Origin of the sequence: Pigmentibacter ruber, from assembly GCF_009792895.1 — a bacterium.
GTDB lineage: Bacteria > Bdellovibrionota_B > Oligoflexia > Silvanigrellales > Silvanigrellaceae > Silvanigrella > Silvanigrella rubra.
Genome location: NZ_WSSC01000003.1, coordinates 82,269 through 99,666 on the forward strand (window position 1 = coordinate 82,269; position 17,398 = coordinate 99,666).

17 protein-coding genes are annotated in these 17,398 nt (G+C 29.4%); 4 read left to right on the forward strand and 13 right to left on the reverse strand.

Annotated elements, in window-relative coordinates; all coding sequences use genetic code 11:
• From GOY08_RS09360 to GOY08_RS09415, 12 genes are all read right to left on the reverse strand, one after another.
• Window positions 1-1,221, reverse strand: coding sequence for an MFS transporter (locus GOY08_RS09360; protein WP_158998649.1), 1,221 nt, complete (start codon window positions 1,219-1,221; stop codon window positions 1-3).
• Window positions 1,218-2,435, reverse strand: coding sequence for an AMP-binding protein (locus tag GOY08_RS09365; RefSeq protein WP_158998650.1), 1,218 nt, complete (start codon window positions 2,433-2,435; stop codon window positions 1,218-1,220). The genes GOY08_RS09360 and GOY08_RS09365 overlap by 4 nt, the downstream gene beginning before the upstream one ends.
• Window positions 2,432-3,442 (reverse strand): beta/alpha barrel domain-containing protein, encoded by a 1,011-nt coding sequence (locus GOY08_RS09370; protein WP_158998651.1) that lies wholly within the window; start codon window positions 3,440-3,442, stop codon window positions 2,432-2,434. The genes GOY08_RS09365 and GOY08_RS09370 overlap by 4 nt, the downstream gene beginning before the upstream one ends.
• Window positions 3,443-3,448: 6 nt before the next feature.
• Complete coding sequence (locus GOY08_RS09375) at window positions 3,449-4,276, reverse strand: NRDE family protein (RefSeq protein ID WP_158998652.1); 828 nt, start codon at window positions 4,274-4,276, stop codon at window positions 3,449-3,451.
• 6 nt (window positions 4,277-4,282) lie between these two features.
• Window positions 4,283-5,197: a 1,4-dihydroxy-2-naphthoate octaprenyltransferase gene (gene menA / locus GOY08_RS09380; protein ID WP_158998653.1), complete on the reverse strand. Its 915-nt coding sequence runs from the start codon at window positions 5,195-5,197 to the stop codon at window positions 4,283-4,285.
• Window positions 5,198-5,203: 6 nt separating this feature from the next.
• Window positions 5,204-6,028 carry a 1,4-dihydroxy-2-naphthoyl-CoA synthase gene (gene menB, locus GOY08_RS09385; protein ID WP_235899668.1) on the reverse strand — a complete coding sequence of 275 codons (825 nt, stop codon included), beginning with the start codon at window positions 6,026-6,028 and terminating at the stop codon, window positions 5,204-5,206.
• Window positions 6,029-6,137: 109 nt separating this feature from the next.
• Window positions 6,138-7,307, reverse strand: a complete 1,170-nt coding sequence (locus GOY08_RS09390) for an iron-containing alcohol dehydrogenase (RefSeq protein ID WP_158998654.1) — start codon at window positions 7,305-7,307, stop codon at window positions 6,138-6,140.
• 6 nt (window positions 7,308-7,313) lie between these two features.
• Window positions 7,314-8,789 (reverse strand): aminomethyl-transferring glycine dehydrogenase subunit GcvPB, encoded by a 1,476-nt coding sequence (gene gcvPB, locus GOY08_RS09395; RefSeq protein WP_158998655.1) that lies wholly within the window; start codon window positions 8,787-8,789, stop codon window positions 7,314-7,316.
• Window positions 8,790-8,803: 14 nt separating this feature from the next.
• Complete coding sequence (gene gcvPA / locus GOY08_RS09400; RefSeq protein ID WP_158998656.1) at window positions 8,804-10,165, reverse strand: aminomethyl-transferring glycine dehydrogenase subunit GcvPA; 1,362 nt, start codon at window positions 10,163-10,165, stop codon at window positions 8,804-8,806.
• A 59-nt stretch (window positions 10,166-10,224) separates the two neighbouring features.
• Window positions 10,225-10,605, reverse strand: coding sequence for a glycine cleavage system protein GcvH (gene gcvH, locus GOY08_RS09405; protein WP_158998657.1), 381 nt, complete (start codon window positions 10,603-10,605; stop codon window positions 10,225-10,227).
• A gap of 28 nt (window positions 10,606-10,633) precedes the next feature.
• A complete protein-coding gene (gene gcvT, locus GOY08_RS09410; RefSeq protein ID WP_158998658.1) occupies window positions 10,634-11,758 on the reverse strand; it encodes a glycine cleavage system aminomethyltransferase GcvT in 1,125 nt (374 codons plus the stop codon).
• Between the two features lie 149 nt (window positions 11,759-11,907).
• The gene (locus GOY08_RS09415; RefSeq protein ID WP_158998659.1) at window positions 11,908-12,471 is read right to left on the reverse strand and encodes an inorganic diphosphatase; all 564 of its coding nucleotides are present in this window, start codon (window positions 12,469-12,471) and stop codon (window positions 11,908-11,910) included.
• Window positions 12,472-12,631: 160 nt separating this feature from the next.
• On the opposite strand from GOY08_RS09415, the gene GOY08_RS09420 reads away from it, so the two are divergent.
• The 4 genes from GOY08_RS09420 to GOY08_RS09435 all read left to right on the forward strand — a co-directional run bounded on the left by GOY08_RS09420 (window position 12,632) and on the right by GOY08_RS09435 (window position 16,580).
• Window positions 12,632-13,003, forward strand: coding sequence for a translation initiation factor (locus GOY08_RS09420; RefSeq protein WP_158998660.1), 372 nt, complete (start codon window positions 12,632-12,634; stop codon window positions 13,001-13,003).
• 217 nt (window positions 13,004-13,220) lie between these two features.
• A complete protein-coding gene (locus tag GOY08_RS09425) occupies window positions 13,221-14,186 on the forward strand; it encodes an alpha/beta fold hydrolase (protein WP_158998661.1) in 966 nt (321 codons plus the stop codon).
• Entirely contained in the window at window positions 14,131-15,246 is a 1,116-nt protein-coding gene (locus GOY08_RS09430; RefSeq protein ID WP_158998662.1) for a type 1 periplasmic-binding domain-containing protein, read from the forward strand. Before GOY08_RS09425 ends, GOY08_RS09430 begins: the two co-directional genes overlap by 56 nt.
• A complete protein-coding gene (locus GOY08_RS09435) occupies window positions 15,246-16,580 on the forward strand; it encodes a sensor histidine kinase (protein ID WP_158998663.1) in 1,335 nt (444 codons plus the stop codon). The genes GOY08_RS09430 and GOY08_RS09435 overlap by 1 nt, the downstream gene beginning before the upstream one ends.
• On the opposite strand, the gene GOY08_RS09440 is transcribed toward GOY08_RS09435, so the two are convergent.
• Complete coding sequence (locus tag GOY08_RS09440; protein WP_158998664.1) at window positions 16,554-17,243, reverse strand: CHAP domain-containing protein; 690 nt, start codon at window positions 17,241-17,243, stop codon at window positions 16,554-16,556. The genes GOY08_RS09435 and GOY08_RS09440 overlap by 27 nt on opposite strands.
• Between the last annotated feature and the right edge of the window lie 155 nt (window positions 17,244-17,398).

The following is a 17,398-nucleotide window of genomic DNA, read 5'->3' on the forward strand; positions in this document are numbered from 1 at the left end:
TCAAGAAACTTCACCTTCATGAAAGTCTAAACTTTTATAACTAGTTTCTTTTAAGCTAAATAAAGCAATGACACCTAAAGTAAAAATAATAGTTGCAGATAAAACTAAGCCTACCCAAATTTGATGAAATTGACTTGCCATCCATGGAACAAAAGCATTCATGACAATTAAGGAGCAACGAGCTAAATTTGATATTACAGATGAAGCAATATTTCTTTGATTTGTCCCAAAACTTTCTGCTGCAAAAACCATAAATATTCCAGAATATCCACTAGCAAGTCCAATTAACAGCAGAATAGTATAATATAATTGAATAGTAAGTAAGTTTCCTAAGGAAAATAAAGTAATAGCAAGAAGCATAATAAAAAGAGCGCTAAATATAGATTTCTTTCTACTGGCTGTTAATTTTGCAATATAAGGAAAAAAGTAGGCTCCAATAAATGAACCAATAAAATAAATAGCTAGTGAAAGCCCTTGATTTATTGTTTCTTTAATACCAACTGATTTTGCAACTTCAGGAGCAAAATTCACAAAAAATGCCATAAACCAGAACGGTACTATTGATAATAAAAAGGCAATTAATTTGGTCAATGAATTTCTATTTAATAGTAATAATTTTAAACTTCCACGTAAAATATGCTGTTTATTTTTTAAATTTTGAAAAATAATAGAATCAGCTACAGAAATTCTAACAACTAACAAAATAAGTCCAGCAATACCACCAACGATAAACAAGGTTTTCCAGGCAAAAAAAGTTCCAATAAATGCAGCTAGCATTCCGCCAATGACTCCAGACGAATAAATAATTCCTGAAGCTCTTCCTCTTTCTTTCGTATCAAGAATTTCACTTAATAAAGTAATTGATGCGGCAAATTCTCCTGCTAAGCCAACTCCTGCGATAAAGCGCATAAAAGCAAAGAGGGGGACTGAAGTTACAAACGTGTTTAAAATAATTGCAACAGAATAAACAAAGATACCTAACCTAACAGCTGACATTCGTCCAAATTTATCACCCCAAATACCACTCAAGACTCCACCAACAACGACTCCAAGCGCCTGAGCATTAAACATTAAAGAGCTTACTTTTAAATATTCATGCTCAGGGACACCTAATGAAACTAAGACAGGAATTCTTACTACAGCAAAGATTGTCAAATCAAAAAAATCAATCATATAACCCAAAGCTAAAATAAAAATTATAAAATTAGGATTTGTTTTCATTTATTCGATTCCTTAATTGGATCTGAATTATAATTATCTAATAACTTCATAAGTAGATTTCTTTGTAATTTTCCTAATGGAGTTCTTGGTAATTTGTCAATAAAATATTGATTATTTATTTTTTCAAAAGGAAAGACTTGCTTATTAAATATTTCTATAACTTGCTCTATTTTTAATGGAAGAACGTCTTTTCCATTCTTTGCAAATACTACAGAAATTTTATTCTGTAATCTATTATCTGTTTCAACTATAATAGCAGAATCAAATATTAATTTTTTTTCAATTAGTATATTTTTCATAATAAAATCTAATCTATTTAGTGAAACACTTTCACCGCTAATTTTTATAACATCATCTTTTCTACCAACTATAGATAGATAATTACTACTTAATACACCCACATCAGAGGTTTTCAAACAATTAATTTTTTTGTTATTATAATTTACTTCATTTAATGGATTGATAAATTCATGTTTTTCAAAATTAAATCGAATATATCCAGTCAATAAAGAATCACCATAAATTGCTATGCAATTAGCCTCATCTAAAAAAATGCTCAAGTGATCTAAAATTTTTAATTTCGGATATTCATGTTGATCGGACCAATAATCATCTAAATCACTTGTCGCTATTTGTGAACAAACTTCTGACATGCCATAACTTAACAAAATTGGCCAATTTAACTTTTTTGCTGCTATATAAATGGAATAAGATATTGCACCACCACCTATGACAACTGCCTTTAAAAACTTTGGACAAAGTAGATTCAATGAAACAATATCATATAATTGAGTTGGAACTAAGGAAGTTACAGTTACCTTTTTATCTGTTAGGAATTCTACAAAATGAGTAGGATTCCATTTATTAGAATAATTAGAAAGGTCTATATGCTTTGCACCACTTAAGAATGCTCTTGCATAAGTTGCTAATCCACCAATATGAAAAATAGGAAGAGGATTTAATATTATATCGTTTTGCGTAATATGCAGATGTTTATTTACTGACTTAGCATTATTTAAAATTGCTATCTTACTTAAAGCAACCAACTTTATATCTTCAGGTGATATTGCCGTAGAACCAGAGGTAGCTAAAAAAATATGCTTTGATAAATTAAATTTTTCTAAATTTTTTTCTAAATTAACTGCAAAATTTGGCAAAGCTTTTGGATTTAAAAATATATGTGAAGTTTCAGAGAGCCAGTCTATATTTTTCAAATCAGCTCCTTCCAATTTTCATTACTTAGGTATTCGTCAAAACCAAAGCCTGTTCCTTCAATTGTCGGTATAAGCCTCGTCTCCTGTATAGAAAAGGTTTCTGAGTATTTATTTTTTTCATATAATGTATGAGTTAAAAAACCACATTCTGATTCTACAAATTTATTATGCTGAACAAAGAAATTAGCTGCTTCATAAATTGCACAGAGCTGCCCTAAAGGATGATCCATATAACTTGTAAAAACTAATTTTGAACTAAATTCGTTATAACTGAAATTTTGGATAACTGGTTTTATTATCAAGAAATCAGCTTTCACTTCTTTAATACTAAAAAATTGATTTTCACTAAATCTATCTAAAGCTATATTAATAGTTGGAAATCTTTTTTTAATAGCAGAATAATCTTTATAGAAATATGGATAAGGATCTTCTATAAAATCAATTATATTTATAAATTGATATATTTTTTCAAGAAATTTCACAAATAATTCATTATTCAATGAATTATTGAAATCAATTCTTATATTAATTTTATTTGCAAATAATATTTCGAATATAGTGTTTAATTTCTGTTGCATTTCTATGACATTTAAGCCGAGTTTTATTTTTACTTTTGTAAATCCCTGTCGCTTAATTTCATTTATCATTTCTTCATTTAAATCTGTAAAATTAACTACAGTTAAATGATTTTTAGGAAATAATGTCTTTTTAAAAATATTTTCATTTTTCCTTCTAAATTGAGCATCTAAATGGGAAAAATAAAGACATTTCATTAATTGATCATTTAAATTTCTTGCTTTTAAATTTTCAAGTTGCTCTGTTGGTAGCAAATCTCCAAGTTCTGGCCAAGTAAATAAATCACAATAGCCATGACCTAAATTTTTAAAATTTATTTTTAATAAATATCCTTTTTTTAAAGTTAAATCAGCTTTACTATTTAGCTTTTTTAATGGAGCCAAATGATATTCAGAAAAATATATTTTATTTACTTTACTTAAAATATTCATAATAGATTATCTATAAAACTTTGCTGTGATTATTTTTTCTTCGTCTACTTGAGCATTATAGTTATAAGTTTGTTCACAAAAATTTAAACCTTGATCCTGAGAAATTGCAAATAAAATAGTTGTTCTTGTGCCATATTCACTACCAGGAATAAATAAAGATGAAAGAAAGATTTCTTTTTCTTGCGAAACACCCGTTTTGGGTAATAATTTTATATCATACTTTTTTGAATTCATCATTTCATTCTTAAAATAATTCCAAAGCTCTTCAATAGATTTTTTATTCTTCTGAAAAGAGTTGGTATAAGAGAAAAATTTTGCTTTATTTTCTTCTACTTTAGGCCACTTTTCATCAAGACTGCCATTACTTAAGCCATAAATATATTTTTCTTTATCAGCAATATCTCCTATTTTTTTTGCTGAATTTTCTTTGCTATTATAATAGTAAATTGTTTCTGAATCAGAAAAAATAAGATTAAAATAATTATAATTACTTTTCTTATCCTTTAAATAATTAACATATTCTACACAATTTAACGTTGAATTCAAAAAATGAGGTATTATTTCCCCTCTCGATTGGAGATTATCTTTAAAGGAACTTAAATCTCTAATATTTGTTATTATTGCCCATCTTGGCTTAGCTATATTTTGACAAGCAAACCATGTGCCTCCTTTTGAATCATCCCTAGGACCAAAGACAGTATTTCCATATACAGTCATAGTTTGGTTCCATCCATTAATCATTCTTGCTTTCCGCTTACGATATTCATCTCTATTTGAAATCAATAAAATAGGAAAAGACTCAAAATGATTTATAAATAGAAAGAGAGTGCACACAAAAATCTACCCTATTAAAATGCCTATGCTAAATAATATTCCAAATATTAATTGCAATAATGCAGACATTCCTAAATATTTATTAAATATACTTGATGGTTCTTGCTGAAATACCTCTTTAACAATTTTAATAGCTAAAGGTAAAGTAAGAAAAGGTAAAAAAGCAGTCCAAAAATTTATTTCCATAAACCAATAAAGATGAATAGTATAAGTAGAGATATACAAAAATAATATTTCATATTTTGCAAAGCGAGCACCAAATCTTGCAGCTAAAGTCATTTTGCTAACTTTTCTATCTTCTAAATAATCTCGATAATTATTAATAGAGATAAGAACAGTTGCAAGTAAACCTACTTCTAAACCTGCTATCAAAGCAGCAGTATTTAAAAATCCTGTTTGTAAATAAAATACTCCACCTACAGCAACTAATCCAAAAAAGAAAATAACGAATATTTCACCTAATCCTTTATACGCAAGAGGATAAGGTCCACCTGTGTATAAATAGCCAAATAATAACGAAACAAATCCAATGATAATTATTGGCAAACCAGAATGCATAACCAAAGGAATAGCAATTAAAACAGAAATTAAAAAACTTAAAAATCCGCCCATCATGACTTGCTTAGCTGTCAATAATCCACTTTGAGTGACCCGCTTAGGACCTAACCTGTTTTCATTATCAGCGCCTTTTTTAAAATCCAAAGCATCGTTAATTAAGTTAGTTCCAATTTGAATGAATATAGCAGAAAATAAAGCTAACAAACTTAGAAAAATAATATTTTTATAATTCCCTATTAGAGAATAATGATAAGATAATATTGTTGAAATTAGAATAGGAGTAACTGCCGCTGATAATGTTTTAGGACGAGCAGCAAGCAGCCAAGGATAAACTCCTTGTTTTGTAATCAAAGCTTCAGACATGATACCTCAAGGAAATCTATCAAATTTATCAAAATTAGGTTTACGTTTTTCTATAAAGGCATTTTTTCCTTCTTTTGCTTCTTCACTAAGATAATATAATAGTGTTGCATTTCCTGCAAAATCAAGTAGTCCAATTTGCCCGTCACAATCAGCATTTAATGCTGCTTTTAGACAACGTAAAGCAAGTGGAGAATGTTGCATCATTTCTCTACACCATTTTAAAGTCTCTTCTTCTAATTCATCTACAGGCACAACATGATTTACAAGACCCATTTCTAACGCTTGTTGTGCATTATATTGACGACAAAGATACCAAATTTCGCGGGCTTTTTTTTGCCCTACAATCCTAGCCAAATAACTACTACCCAATCCACCATCAAACGAGCCAACTTTTGGACCTGTTTGCCCAAATCTTGCGTTATCTCCTGCAATAGTTAGATCACAAACAACATGAAGGACGTGCCCTCCACCTATCGCATAACCAGCAACCATAGCTACAACTGGTTTAGGCATTGATCGAATTGATTTTTGCACATCCAAAATGTTTAATCTTGGTAAACCATCTTGACCGACATAACCTCCATGGCCACGAACTTTTTGATCTCCACCTGAACAAAATGCCTCTTTCCCTTCACCAGTTAAAATAACCACTCCAATTTTTGGATGATCTCTACATACTTCAAAAGCTTTTAATAATTCATTTACTGTTTCTGGTCTAAATGCATTCCGCACATGTGGACGATTAATTGTTATTTTTGCAATACCATCTTCAGTTCTCTCTAATTTAATATCTTCAAAATCTTGCATTTTATGCCAAATGTTTTGATTCACTTCTGACTCCTTCAACAAGTGTTTTTAAAATCAAACAGGTTATTTAACTTAAAAAAGTTATATTTCCAAGTTATATAACTTTTTTTATATAATATATTTCCTATATGAATTACTTATAGCTAGGCCAAGCAATCTCAAGAATTTCTAGTATTTCATTTTCACCAATTCTTGAATTTTCACCCAATTTTACGCCTTTACTTGTTTCCATAACTTTTTTTGCAATATGTTTTAATTCTTTTTTAGGAATTTTGTATTCAGAAAGTCTAGTTTTTGCACCTAATGACCTAAAAAATTTCTCTGTTTTATTAATTGCTGTTTTTGCTATTTTTGCTTCAGAGTTATAGTTTAGTGAGAATACATTTTTCCCAAAATCAATTAATTTTTCTTTTTTGTAGTCATATTCATTTTGCAATAAAGCAGGCAGTATAACGGCAAGAGTCTGTGCATGATCCAATCCATATAAAGCTGTTATTTCATGCCCTATTTCATGCGTTGCCCAATCTTGTGGTACACCCTTTCCGATTGTTCCATTTAGAGCTTGTGTTGCACACCACATAATATTAGCTCTATTATTATAATCTTCTTTTCTTTTTATTGCTTTTGGACCTTCTTCAATCAATGTTTTTAATATAGCTTCACTTTGTCTGTTTTGTAATGGAGAATTTATTTTATAAGTTAAATACTGCTCTGTTACATGGACAAAAGGATCAATTATTCCATTAATAATTTGTCTATCTGGCAAAGAAAAGGTAACAGAAGGATCAAGTATAGAAAATTCTGGGTAAGAATGTGGTGAGAAAAAACCTTTTTTAGCGTTCATACTTCTTCTTGAAATAACACTAAAACCATTCATCTCTGAACCGGTTGCTGGTAAAGTTAACACGCAACCTAGGGGGATAGCCTTTTCACTTTGTGCTCCTATTACTAACTCCCAAGGATCATTTTTTTTATATTTTGCTGCATTTGCAATAAACTTGCAACCATCTATTACAGAACCTCCACCAACTGCTAAGATAAAATCTATTCTACATTTTTTACATAACTCAACAGCTTTCATCAGTGTTTCATATTCAGGATTTACTTCAATTCCAGAAAATTCATATACATCTTTATGAATTAAGGCTTGTTTAATTTGATCGTATACACCATTTTTTTTTATTGAACCACCACCATATGCAAATAATATTTTTTCTTTATTTTGTAATAAAGAAGGTAAATTACCAATGGTATCTTTGCCAAAAATAATTTTTACTGGATTAAATAGTTCGAAATTTAACATATATTTTTACTCTTTAAACTTATAAGTTAATTTTAATTCGCGTGCAGCTTTGACTTCATCAACTTTTTCACGAAAAGCTTTTTTTGGATATGTTTGTGAAGAATCTTGCAGAGAAACTACTTCTTTAATTGCATAAATAAATCTATCTAACTCATCAATACTTTCTGTTTCAGTTGGTTCAACCATGAGAGCATTTTTTACACATAGTGGGAAATGCACTGTTGGTGGATGCATGCCATAGTCTATTAAAGCTTTTGCTATTTTTGTTGTATCCCAACCAGCTTCCTTTTGATTTTTATCATTAAAAACAATTTCATGTAAATGATTTCCATCTACAGGAATATTTAGTACATCTTTTAATTTTGATTTAATATAATTAGCATTAAGAATAGCATTCTCGCTAACATTTTTTAACCCTTCCCAACCTAACGCTTTGATATAGCACCAAGCTCTGATAAACATTCCATAATTTCCATAAAATGCTTTTACTCTGCCAATCGTTTTTGAAAAATTATAATTTAGATTATAACTTCCATCCTGCAATTCGACTCTTGGAATTGGTAAAAAAGGCTCTAGTTTTGCACTTACTGCAATTGGACCACTCCCTGGACCACCACCTCCATGCGGAGTTGTAAAGGTCTTATGTAAATTAAATTGAATAACATCTGCCCCGTAATCTCCCGGTCGACTTAAACCAAGAACAGCATTCATATTTGCGCCATCGATATAAAGTAACGCATCTCTATCATGCAAAATTTTTGCGATATCTTTTATATTTTTTTCAAATATTCCTAACGTATTTGGATTTGTAATCATCATTGCGGCTACGTCATCATTTAAGACAGCTTGTACGGAATCTAAAGAAACAGATCCATCACTTCCGGTCTGAATTTGGACAATATTATAACCAGCTAATGCAGCACTAGCAGGATTTGTTCCATGCGAAGTATCAGCTGTAATTATTGTTTTCTTGTGTTTTCCCTTATTTCGATGGTAAGCAGAAATTAATAATAATCCTGTAAATTCACCTTGCGCACCTGCACTTGGCTGTAGAGATACAGCTGGCATTCCTGTTATTTCTTTTAAATCTTCCTGTAATTCATGCATAATTTGCAGATGCCCCTGTGACCATTCAATAGGATCATAAGGATGCAGTTCACATATAGATGCGCTTCTTGCTACCTCTTCATTTAATCTTGGATTATGCTTCATTGTACAAGAACCTAAAGGATATATTCCTAAATCAATTGCATAATTCCAAGTTGATAAACGAGTAAAATGCCGCACAATTTCAGGTTCAGACAATTCAGGAAGTCTCGCTTTATTTTTTCTTGTTACTTTATTGTATAAGGATTTATAATCTATTTTTGGAACATCTAATTTAGGCAAACCAATGCCATATCCACCTTTACGAGATTTTTCAAAAATCACTTCTTCTTCTAAAACTATATTATGTCCTGTAGTTTTTTGTAAATAATTCATTTTGAATATTATCCTCATCCATATTTTTTGATTAAATCAACAAGCTGATCTATATCATCTTTTGTTTTTTTCTCGGTAATAGCAATTAATAATGAGTTTTTATCTTCTTTGAAAAATCTTTGCAATGGAATTCCTGGTGCAATATTACTCTGCATGCATTTTTGTATAAAATCTAAAGTATTCGTTTTTAATTCAATTGTAAATTCATTGAAGGTACTTGATTTTTGATATTTTAACTTTGCCTTATTTGTTTTTAATATTTCTGATTTTGCATATTCTGCTTTAGAAAGATTTTGTTCAGCTATTTCAATAAAACCTTCTTTACCTACTAATGACAACCAGATAGTAGCCCATAAAGCGCATAAATTTTGATTTGTACAAATATTTGAAGTTGCTTTTTCTCTTCTGATATGTTGTTCACGTGTACTTAAAGTTAAAGTAAAACTTTTTCTACCTTGACTATCTACAGTTTCACCACAAAGTCGACCGGGCATTTGTCTCACATGCTCTAGTTTAGTTGTAAATAAGCCCACATAAGGCCCTCCAAAACTTTGGGGCAATCCAAAACTTTGTCCTTCACCTGTTGCAATATCCGCATGATACTCACCAGGGATTTTAAGTAGGGCTAGACTTAATGGCTCTGTTACATTAGCGGAAAATAATGCTTTTTTTGCTTGCGTTTTTTCGGATAATAATTCCATATCTTCAATGCAACCAAAAAAATTAGGACTTTGCGCAATAAACAAAGCAACATCTTCTCCTAAAAGAGAATCTAAAGCTTGTGTTGATGTTTTACCATCATCATTCAAAGGTACAATAGAAACTTCAACACTTAAATTTGTTAAATATGTTTTTAAAACTTCAATATATTCTGGGTGCACTCCAGCTGAAACTAAAATTCTTTTTCTATCTGCTTTAATTCTTAAGGCCATTAAAGCTGCTTCAGCCATACTTGTTGCCCCATCATAATGCGAGGCATTTGATATTTCCATACCAAAAATTTCTGCAACCATGCTTTGATATTCAAATAAAGCTTGCAAAGTTCCTTGCGAAAATTCGGGTTGATAGGGTGTATACGAAGTTAAAAATTCTCCTCGTAACGTTAATTGATTAACAACCGCAGGAATGAAGTGGTCGTAAACACCTGCTCCTAAAAAACTTAAACCATTTAATTTTTCGCGCGAGGAGCTCAATATCTTTGATAATTGTCTTTTTAATTCTAATTCAGATAATCCATCTCCAATATTTAATTTATTTTTGAATTGAATATCTTTAGGTATCCCTTTGAGTAAGTCTTCAAAATTATCCACTCCACAAATTTTTAAAATATTATTTCTATCATTTTCTGTTGTTGGAAGTAAACGATGCTTTAACATATTTCATCCTTGTGAAAAAAAAAGACGGGTCTTAAAACCCGCCATTTGTATTTTAATTTTTAATCTTTTCCAGATATATATTTTTCATATTCTTTTGCACTTAATAAATTAGTTGGAGGATTTTTTATTTCAACTTTAATTAACCAACCATTATTGTAAGCATCTGTTGCTAAACTTTCAGGTTTATCCACAATTTGTGAATTTATTTCTGTTACTGTGCAAGAAGTTGGAGTATAAAGTTCACTTACTGTTTTTGTGGACTCAATTGTTCCAAATGCATCATTTGCATTAAACGTTGCTCCAACTTTAGGTAACTCCAAATAAACAACATCACCTAATTGCTCAATTGCAAATTTTGTAACTCCAATCGAAGCTTTATTACCTTCAATTTTGATCCATTCATGTTCTTTAGTATATTTTAGTTCTTCAGGATAAGACATACGTATTCCTTTCAAAAAGTAAATTTAATTAACCTTGTGCACTTCCATGCACATAAAATGGTTTTTTTACCACGATAGCTGGCTTTTTATCTCCTCGTACTTCGATCCAAATATTGCTTCCAATTTTTGCATATTCAGAGTTTACATATGCCATTCCAATATTTTTAGATAACGTTGGTGAAGGACTACCGCTTGTAATTAAACCTATTTCAGTACCATTCTCAGCAGCTGAAAATACTTTATAGCCATGTCTTCCGACTGCTTTATCTTGCATTTCAAATGCAACTAACTTGACTTTAGTTCCGGATTCTTTCTGCATTAGTAAAGTTTTTTTTCCGATAAACTCTGGTTTATCAAATTTTGTGATCCAACTCAAACCACATTCCAATGCTGTTTTTGTTTGATCCATATCATTTCCATAGAGTAGATATCCGCATTCTAAACGAAGCGTATCTCTTGCTCCAAGGCCACATGGTTTTACGCCAAATTCACTCCCTACTTGTAGCAATGCTTTCCATACTTTAGCTGCTGATGCAGCTGGAACATATAATTCATATCCTAATTCACCTGTGTATCCTGTTCTTGCAATAATTGAGGGAACACCTAAAACTTTTCCTTCTGCAAAATGATAATAAGCTAAATCATGTATTTTTACGTCTACAACTTTAGCAATTAATTCTCTACTTTTTGGCCCTTGCACAGCGATTTGTGCATAATCATCACTCAAATTTTCTATTAATACCCCCTGTTTGGGGCAATTTTCTTTTAACCAACCAAAATCTTTTTCAATATTACTCGCGTTGACACAGATAAAATAAGAATCAAGTCCTCTTTTATAAATAATGATATCATCAATGACGGTTCCATTTTCAGTACAAAAAGCATTATATTGAGCTTGTCCTATCTTTAATTGCGACAAATCATTTAATGTAATAAACTGGAGAAAATCTAATGCACCTCTTCCAATAACGTTGATCTCTCCCATATGACTTACATCAAAAAGACCAACAGCATTTCTGACGCATTTATGCTCATCTACTAATCCAGAATATTGCACTGGCATAGACCAACCAGCGAATGGAACCATTCTTGCACCAAGAGCTATGTGCTCTTCATAAAGTGGAGTTAATTTTAACTTTTCTTCAGATGTCATTTAGTTACCCTCGGTTTAAGGTTAAATTTCTGAAACGTATCATCTTGACATGAAAGTTATTAGTCAACAAAAAGGAAAAAATCTTTGTAATATACTTATTACAAAGATTTTTTAAAATATAGAGGATCTGCTAAGAATTTTTAAAAAAATTATTTCTTTAACATATCTTTATTTCTATTATAAAAATCTATAGATTCTTTGATAACCTTTTCAGCTTCTTCTTTACCTTGCCATCCTACAATTTCAACTTTTTTATTTTCAAGTAATTTATAAGTTTTAAAGAATTGTTCTATTTCTTTTAAATAATGTGGATTGATTTCTTCCAACTGCTTGATATCTGTGATGTGTTTAAATTGAGGGTCATCGGCGTGAACGGCAAGAATTTTATCATCAGCATCACCACCATCAATCATTTTTAAACAGCCGATTACTCGAGCATCCATCATGCTAAGAGGGTGTACAGGATCTTGGCCAACTACCATGACATCAAGAGGATCTCCGTCGTCACAGTATGTTTGAGGAATAAAACCATAATTAATAGGGTAAAACATTGGACTTGAAAGAACTCTGTCTAGAAACAAAAGACCAGAATCAGCATCAATTTCATACTTATTTTTTGACCCACGAGGAATTTCAATAATTGCTGTAACAATTGAAGGGACTTTTTCACCAACGCTGACAGAATGCCATGGGTGCCAAGGATTAACTGACATATTTTAACTCCAAAATGTTTATAAAATAGTTTATCATTCTGTCCCAAAAGTGCTTTAAGGGAAGAGCGATAAAGAAGATGGTCTGTTGTACATGCAGATAGCACTTTTGAAAAGAAAAATGAATGCTTTAAGTTAGAACAAATTAAAAAAGGTTAATTTTATGACAGAAAAAAAGAAGACCAAACCTATCAAATTGGAATGGAGCGGAAACATCGCTTCTGTAGGGCAGGAGTCACCAGTAAATTTAAAGAAATGTGAAATCAAAGAAGAAAAAAAACAGCCCAATTCTATTCAAGGTAAACTAAAGATAAGAACTGAAACAAAAGGGAGGGCTGGAAAACCAGTAGCCATATTATTTAACTTCAGCGATCCTGAAGCTAGTAATCCGGAAAGTCTAAAACTACTTTGCTCAAAACTTAAAACTTCTCTCGCCTGCGGTGGAACAGTTGAAAATAATGAAATTGTATTAACAATTCGTGAAATTAATAAATTAAAAGAAGTACTTAAAAATTTTCACTTAAATTCAAACTAAAAAAAATCTTAAGAAAAATAAAATCATAAAATAAACATTAATGATGATTTTTATTAAATATTAAATTTTGGTAACTTTTATAAATAAACAATACAAAACTTGAACAATATTAATTTTTCTTGTAGAGATATAGTGACTTTTATTTGCTAGCAGTAGTCTACCAATAACAAATTCATAAAATATATGTCGTTAATTTACAATCAAGGAAGTTTTTAAATTGAAGACAAAAGTAACAAAGTACAATGGGCTATATGTTTGTTTGCATATCCCTGAATTCTGGAATGGAAAAACAGTATTGTATGTTCATGGAGGCCCTGGTAGTCATTCATATGATTTTGAATGTGGAATTCAACATTTTCCCCAATTAAAAAATTCTATGTTTGCTTTTATTACCTATGATCAAAGGGGCTCAGGCCGTTCCGAGAACAGCTCGCAAGATTTAAAAGAACTTTCACACTCTAAAAACATAGACGATTTAATACATCTGATTCTAGATTTACCAAAAATTTTTAATCTAGAAAAAATTGATGTTGTATTTGGACATAGCTATGGCGCCCGTTTAGTTTATGATACTCTTTGGAAAAATCCTTCGATTAAAGTATTTTATTTACTAGTTGGTACAAATTTATACCCTAATGATGCCTTTAATACTTCTCTTTTTCTAGACTTGCAAATCCTTAAAAATACACAACCTAAAGAATATGAGGCTGCATTAAAATTAATCTCTAATAATGAGACAGAACCTTATTTACTATCTCCAAAAATAAGAAAATTTTTTAATTGCCTGAGTAGCAGACAGATAGCTAGACAAGATTTTTATTGGGCTAATCCTAAAGTGCAAACATGGTGGAACAAAATAAATAGTAATAGTAAAGTTCAGGATGATGATGAGGTTTATTTTAAAATTGTTGAATCATTACATGATGAAAAGTTTAATTTAGGAAATTATGACCCTATTCACCTAAGCCAAATAGGAAAATATATCATAGGTTTTCATGATGTATTAATGAATGGAACAACAACTTTTCCTGAAATTAAAAATAATATTATTAGATGTTACGCATCATCACATTATCCTCACTTTGAGGAACCAGAAATTTTTATCAACACGTTAAGAAGTTTATTAAATGAAGAGCAAAATTATATCTCAAATTACAAAAATGTTAGTGGTAATACTTTTTAATAATTTAGTATATGGTAAAGAAAAAATTGAATTTAAAATTGCTGCATTACAACCTTTTCAAACAGAGGATATGCAAGATTCAAGTATTTATAAGAACAGTTTTGAAGTTACGTTATTCTATATTTTAGGACAATTTTCTAATGAACTAAATAGATGTGGCTATAATCCAAAAATAAGCTTTAACTATTTTGCACATGAAGATGTAACAAGTTTGAAAAAAGAGGCTAAAAATATTTCGAACGATGATGTTTGGATTATCCTGGGGCCAAGTAAAAGTGATCAATTTTTAAATGCTTCATCAGTTATAAAAGCTACTCTAATGCTGAGTGGGATGGCTAACTCTAAAGATGTATTTGAATTATCTTGGCCATATTTTACTATGTATCCAGCCGCCTCAAAATTAGCAGAAGTAACATATAAAACTATTGGACTAAATCCAGAATTCAAAGGTAAGTATGCTATAATTACTGATATAACATGCACCTATTGTCGAGATTTTAAAACTAATTACGAAAAATTTGCCGGCAAGCCTGAGTTTGAATACGAAACTGACGAAATTTTATTTAAGCAAAATTACTTAGTAGAATTATTAAAAACAAAACAAATTAAAAGTATTTTATTATCTACTTACTCAGCTTTAGGAGGAAAAATAGTTTCTTCACTAAGTAAAACAGAGTTTAATTCAATAAAATTTATAGCAAATGACGGATTTGGCGATGCTCTAAATCTTGGCCCCCATTATCCAATTTCAGAAAACCAAAAAGTATCTTTTATTAGACTAGGCCCAGAAAAAAAGGATACGTTAAAAATATTTAACATGTCAAATTTGGAATTAGATTGGAATAGAAAAACATTATACCCACCTGATGAAGCAATTTATTTTAAGAATTCTATGGAAAAAATAAAGAATTTTCTATGCCTCAAAAAGCCGAAAAATAAAATTGAGTTTAATAATTTAACTAAGAATCTTAATAGAAATTATTTCCAAACGCAAGTAGGTTATGGATTATTTGAGCTCTATAACAGAAAAATAACTTTTAAAGAACTAATTAAGAATTAATGAAAATAAAAAGTTTAGTTACAATAGTGTTAATAATATCATTAATAATTTTTATAAATTCTTTAATTATAGTTGTTTCTCACCTAATTCAAATTGAAAAGGAAAAAATTGAAGCAATATCACCCAGAATTATAAGAGTTTTATCTAATGAAATTCTTCTTGGAAATAAAAAGAGTCTTGATTTTACTATAAAAAAAATAATTAAGCTTTATAATTTAGAAAATATAATAGTAAGTAAGGAATTCATAAAATGTAAATTTTATGAAATATCATGTATCAATACAAATACAGAAATGATAAGTCCAGCATCAAATATATACATAAAAGGTAATAATGTATTAAGTAAGAAAATTCTGCTTACAATAGCTTTAAGCTCTTTCATAATAATCATACTGTTTTTAGTCATAATTATCATAATAACTAAGAATATTAAAAAACCTTTAGAAGATATAGTAACTCAAATCAAAATTGATAAGAATAACAATATAGTCTTTCACAATTTTTTGAACAAGAAAAGCTATAAAATTTATGAAATAAATATAATATATGATTATTTATTCAAGACTACAAAAGAAATAACAAAAATTATAGAAAAAAACAATAACTACGCAAACGAATTGAAAATATCTAAATATTTATCTAATACTTCAAAAATTTTTGCCCATGATGTACGCAAACCATTTTCTTTACTGAAAAATCTAAATCAAATATTAACATCTGAAATTGATAATAACACAAAGCAGAAAATATTTTTAGAGACTATGCCAATAATAAAAGAAGCAATTATATCTGTAGAGTCATTAATAAATGATACATTAGATCTTGGAAAAAAAATTACTCTTGAATTAACTAAAGAAGATCCAATAGAAATTATGAATATTGTTGTTGAAGAAATTAAATGTACACTCAACCACAAAAATATAAATTTTATTCCCATATGCAATTTTTCTGAGAAAATAAATATAGATAAATATAGAATTATAAGAGTAATTAGAAATATTATACATAATGCCATTGAAGCAATGAAAGGTTCAGGTACAATAAATATACTAATTGATAAAATCTTTATCAATAATAAAAATTTTATTGAATTCAGAATAAAAAATGAAAATAGCTATATTAAAGAAGATATAATTAGTAAAATATTTGATTTATACTATACCAGTAATAAAAGAGAAGGAAATGGCTTAGGACTCTATATTTCAAAAAATATTATAGAACTTCATAATGGTAAAATATGGTGTGAATCTAAAAAAATTAGCAATGAAAATCAATATGTCGAATTTATCTTTATTATTCCATTAGATTTAGAAATCAGCTCTAACCCAACCTAATATCATACTATTTTTATTGCTTGTATCTTCTTGTTTGTAATCCTTATAATTTACATCATAAATAACGTATTTATTATCTTTAGAAACTAAAGCTAATCTTCTTGAATACTTTTCTTTTTCTTCCCAAACAGAATTAGAATAATTAGCTTCAGCTATATCAACATAACCGTCAGAAACATTAACATTTACTATAACTGCTACGTGTCCATAGGGAAGAGTTTCATCTTTTACAGATTTTTTATAAATTAATAAATCACCTTCTTTTGGAACTAGACTTTCGCCATTTTGAGTTTTAATGAGTTTAACTTTCTTTCCTGTCTTTAAATTTTCTGCTGATGTAAGATCAAAAATTTCATTTGCAGTATCTACTGATCCAAAAGTAATATTTTTTTGGGTTATCCACCATCGCCTTGCATACTCAACGCATTGCCATTTAATTCCTGTGTATACCTCTTTATCATTTTCTTTTTTTAAGGAATTAGGTATTGGTTTTACACATTCAGACCGACAATTTGAAAATGCACTAACACCATTATTAGATCCTAGTTTTTCTCCATAAGGTGTGACACACTTATTTACAGTTGAATTCTCACAGTATTTTGTCAAATCAGCTGCAAAAATAGAAGAATAACTTAAAGATAAAAGAAAAATTATTTTTTTCATATCTCTCCTAAAACAAATAAATATATTACCAAAAAATAGTCAAATTTTTTCAAATACAAAATAATTTAAAAAAATCAGTACCTCTCTTTCTTCTTACACTAAAAACGATTAGCATGGTATAGTAAAATTCAACTCCATGATATAAAGGAAAAAAA

What these genes read in the sequence shown, in the direction of transcription:
- GOY08_RS09360 (WP_158998649.1), bottom strand. Translation starts at nt 1,221, where the DNA reads ATGAAAACAAATCCTAATTTTATAATTTTTATTTTAGCTTTGGGTTAT.
- GOY08_RS09370 (WP_158998651.1), bottom strand. Translation starts at nt 3,442, where the DNA reads ATGAATATTTTAAGTAAAGTAAATAAAATATATTTTTCTGAATATCAT.
- menA (WP_158998653.1), bottom strand. Translation starts at nt 5,197, where the DNA reads ATGTCTGAAGCTTTGATTACAAAACAAGGAGTTTATCCTTGGCTGCTT.
- GOY08_RS09390 (WP_158998654.1), bottom strand. Translation starts at nt 7,307, where the DNA reads ATGTTAAATTTCGAACTATTTAATCCAGTAAAAATTATTTTTGGCAAA.
- gcvPB (WP_158998655.1), bottom strand. Translation starts at nt 8,789, where the DNA reads ATGAATTATTTACAAAAAACTACAGGACATAATATAGTTTTAGAAGAA.
- gcvPA (WP_158998656.1), bottom strand. Translation starts at nt 10,165, where the DNA reads ATGTTAAAGCATCGTTTACTTCCAACAACAGAAAATGATAGAAATAAT.
- gcvH (WP_158998657.1), bottom strand. Translation starts at nt 10,605, where the DNA reads ATGTCTTATCCTGAAGAACTAAAATATACTAAAGAACATGAATGGATC.
- gcvT (WP_158998658.1), bottom strand. Translation starts at nt 11,758, where the DNA reads ATGACATCTGAAGAAAAGTTAAAATTAACTCCACTTTATGAAGAGCAC.
- GOY08_RS09415 (WP_158998659.1), bottom strand. Translation starts at nt 12,471, where the DNA reads ATGTCAGTTAATCCTTGGCACCCATGGCATTCTGTCAGCGTTGGTGAA.
- GOY08_RS09420 (WP_158998660.1), top strand. Translation starts at nt 12,632, where the DNA reads ATGACAGAAAAAAAGAAGACCAAACCTATCAAATTGGAATGGAGCGGA.
- GOY08_RS09430 (WP_158998662.1), top strand. Translation starts at nt 14,131, where the DNA reads ATGAAGAGCAAAATTATATCTCAAATTACAAAAATGTTAGTGGTAATA.
- GOY08_RS09435 (WP_158998663.1), top strand. Translation starts at nt 15,246, where the DNA reads ATGAAAATAAAAAGTTTAGTTACAATAGTGTTAATAATATCATTAATA.
- GOY08_RS09440 (WP_158998664.1), bottom strand. Translation starts at nt 17,243, where the DNA reads ATGAAAAAAATAATTTTTCTTTTATCTTTAAGTTATTCTTCTATTTTT.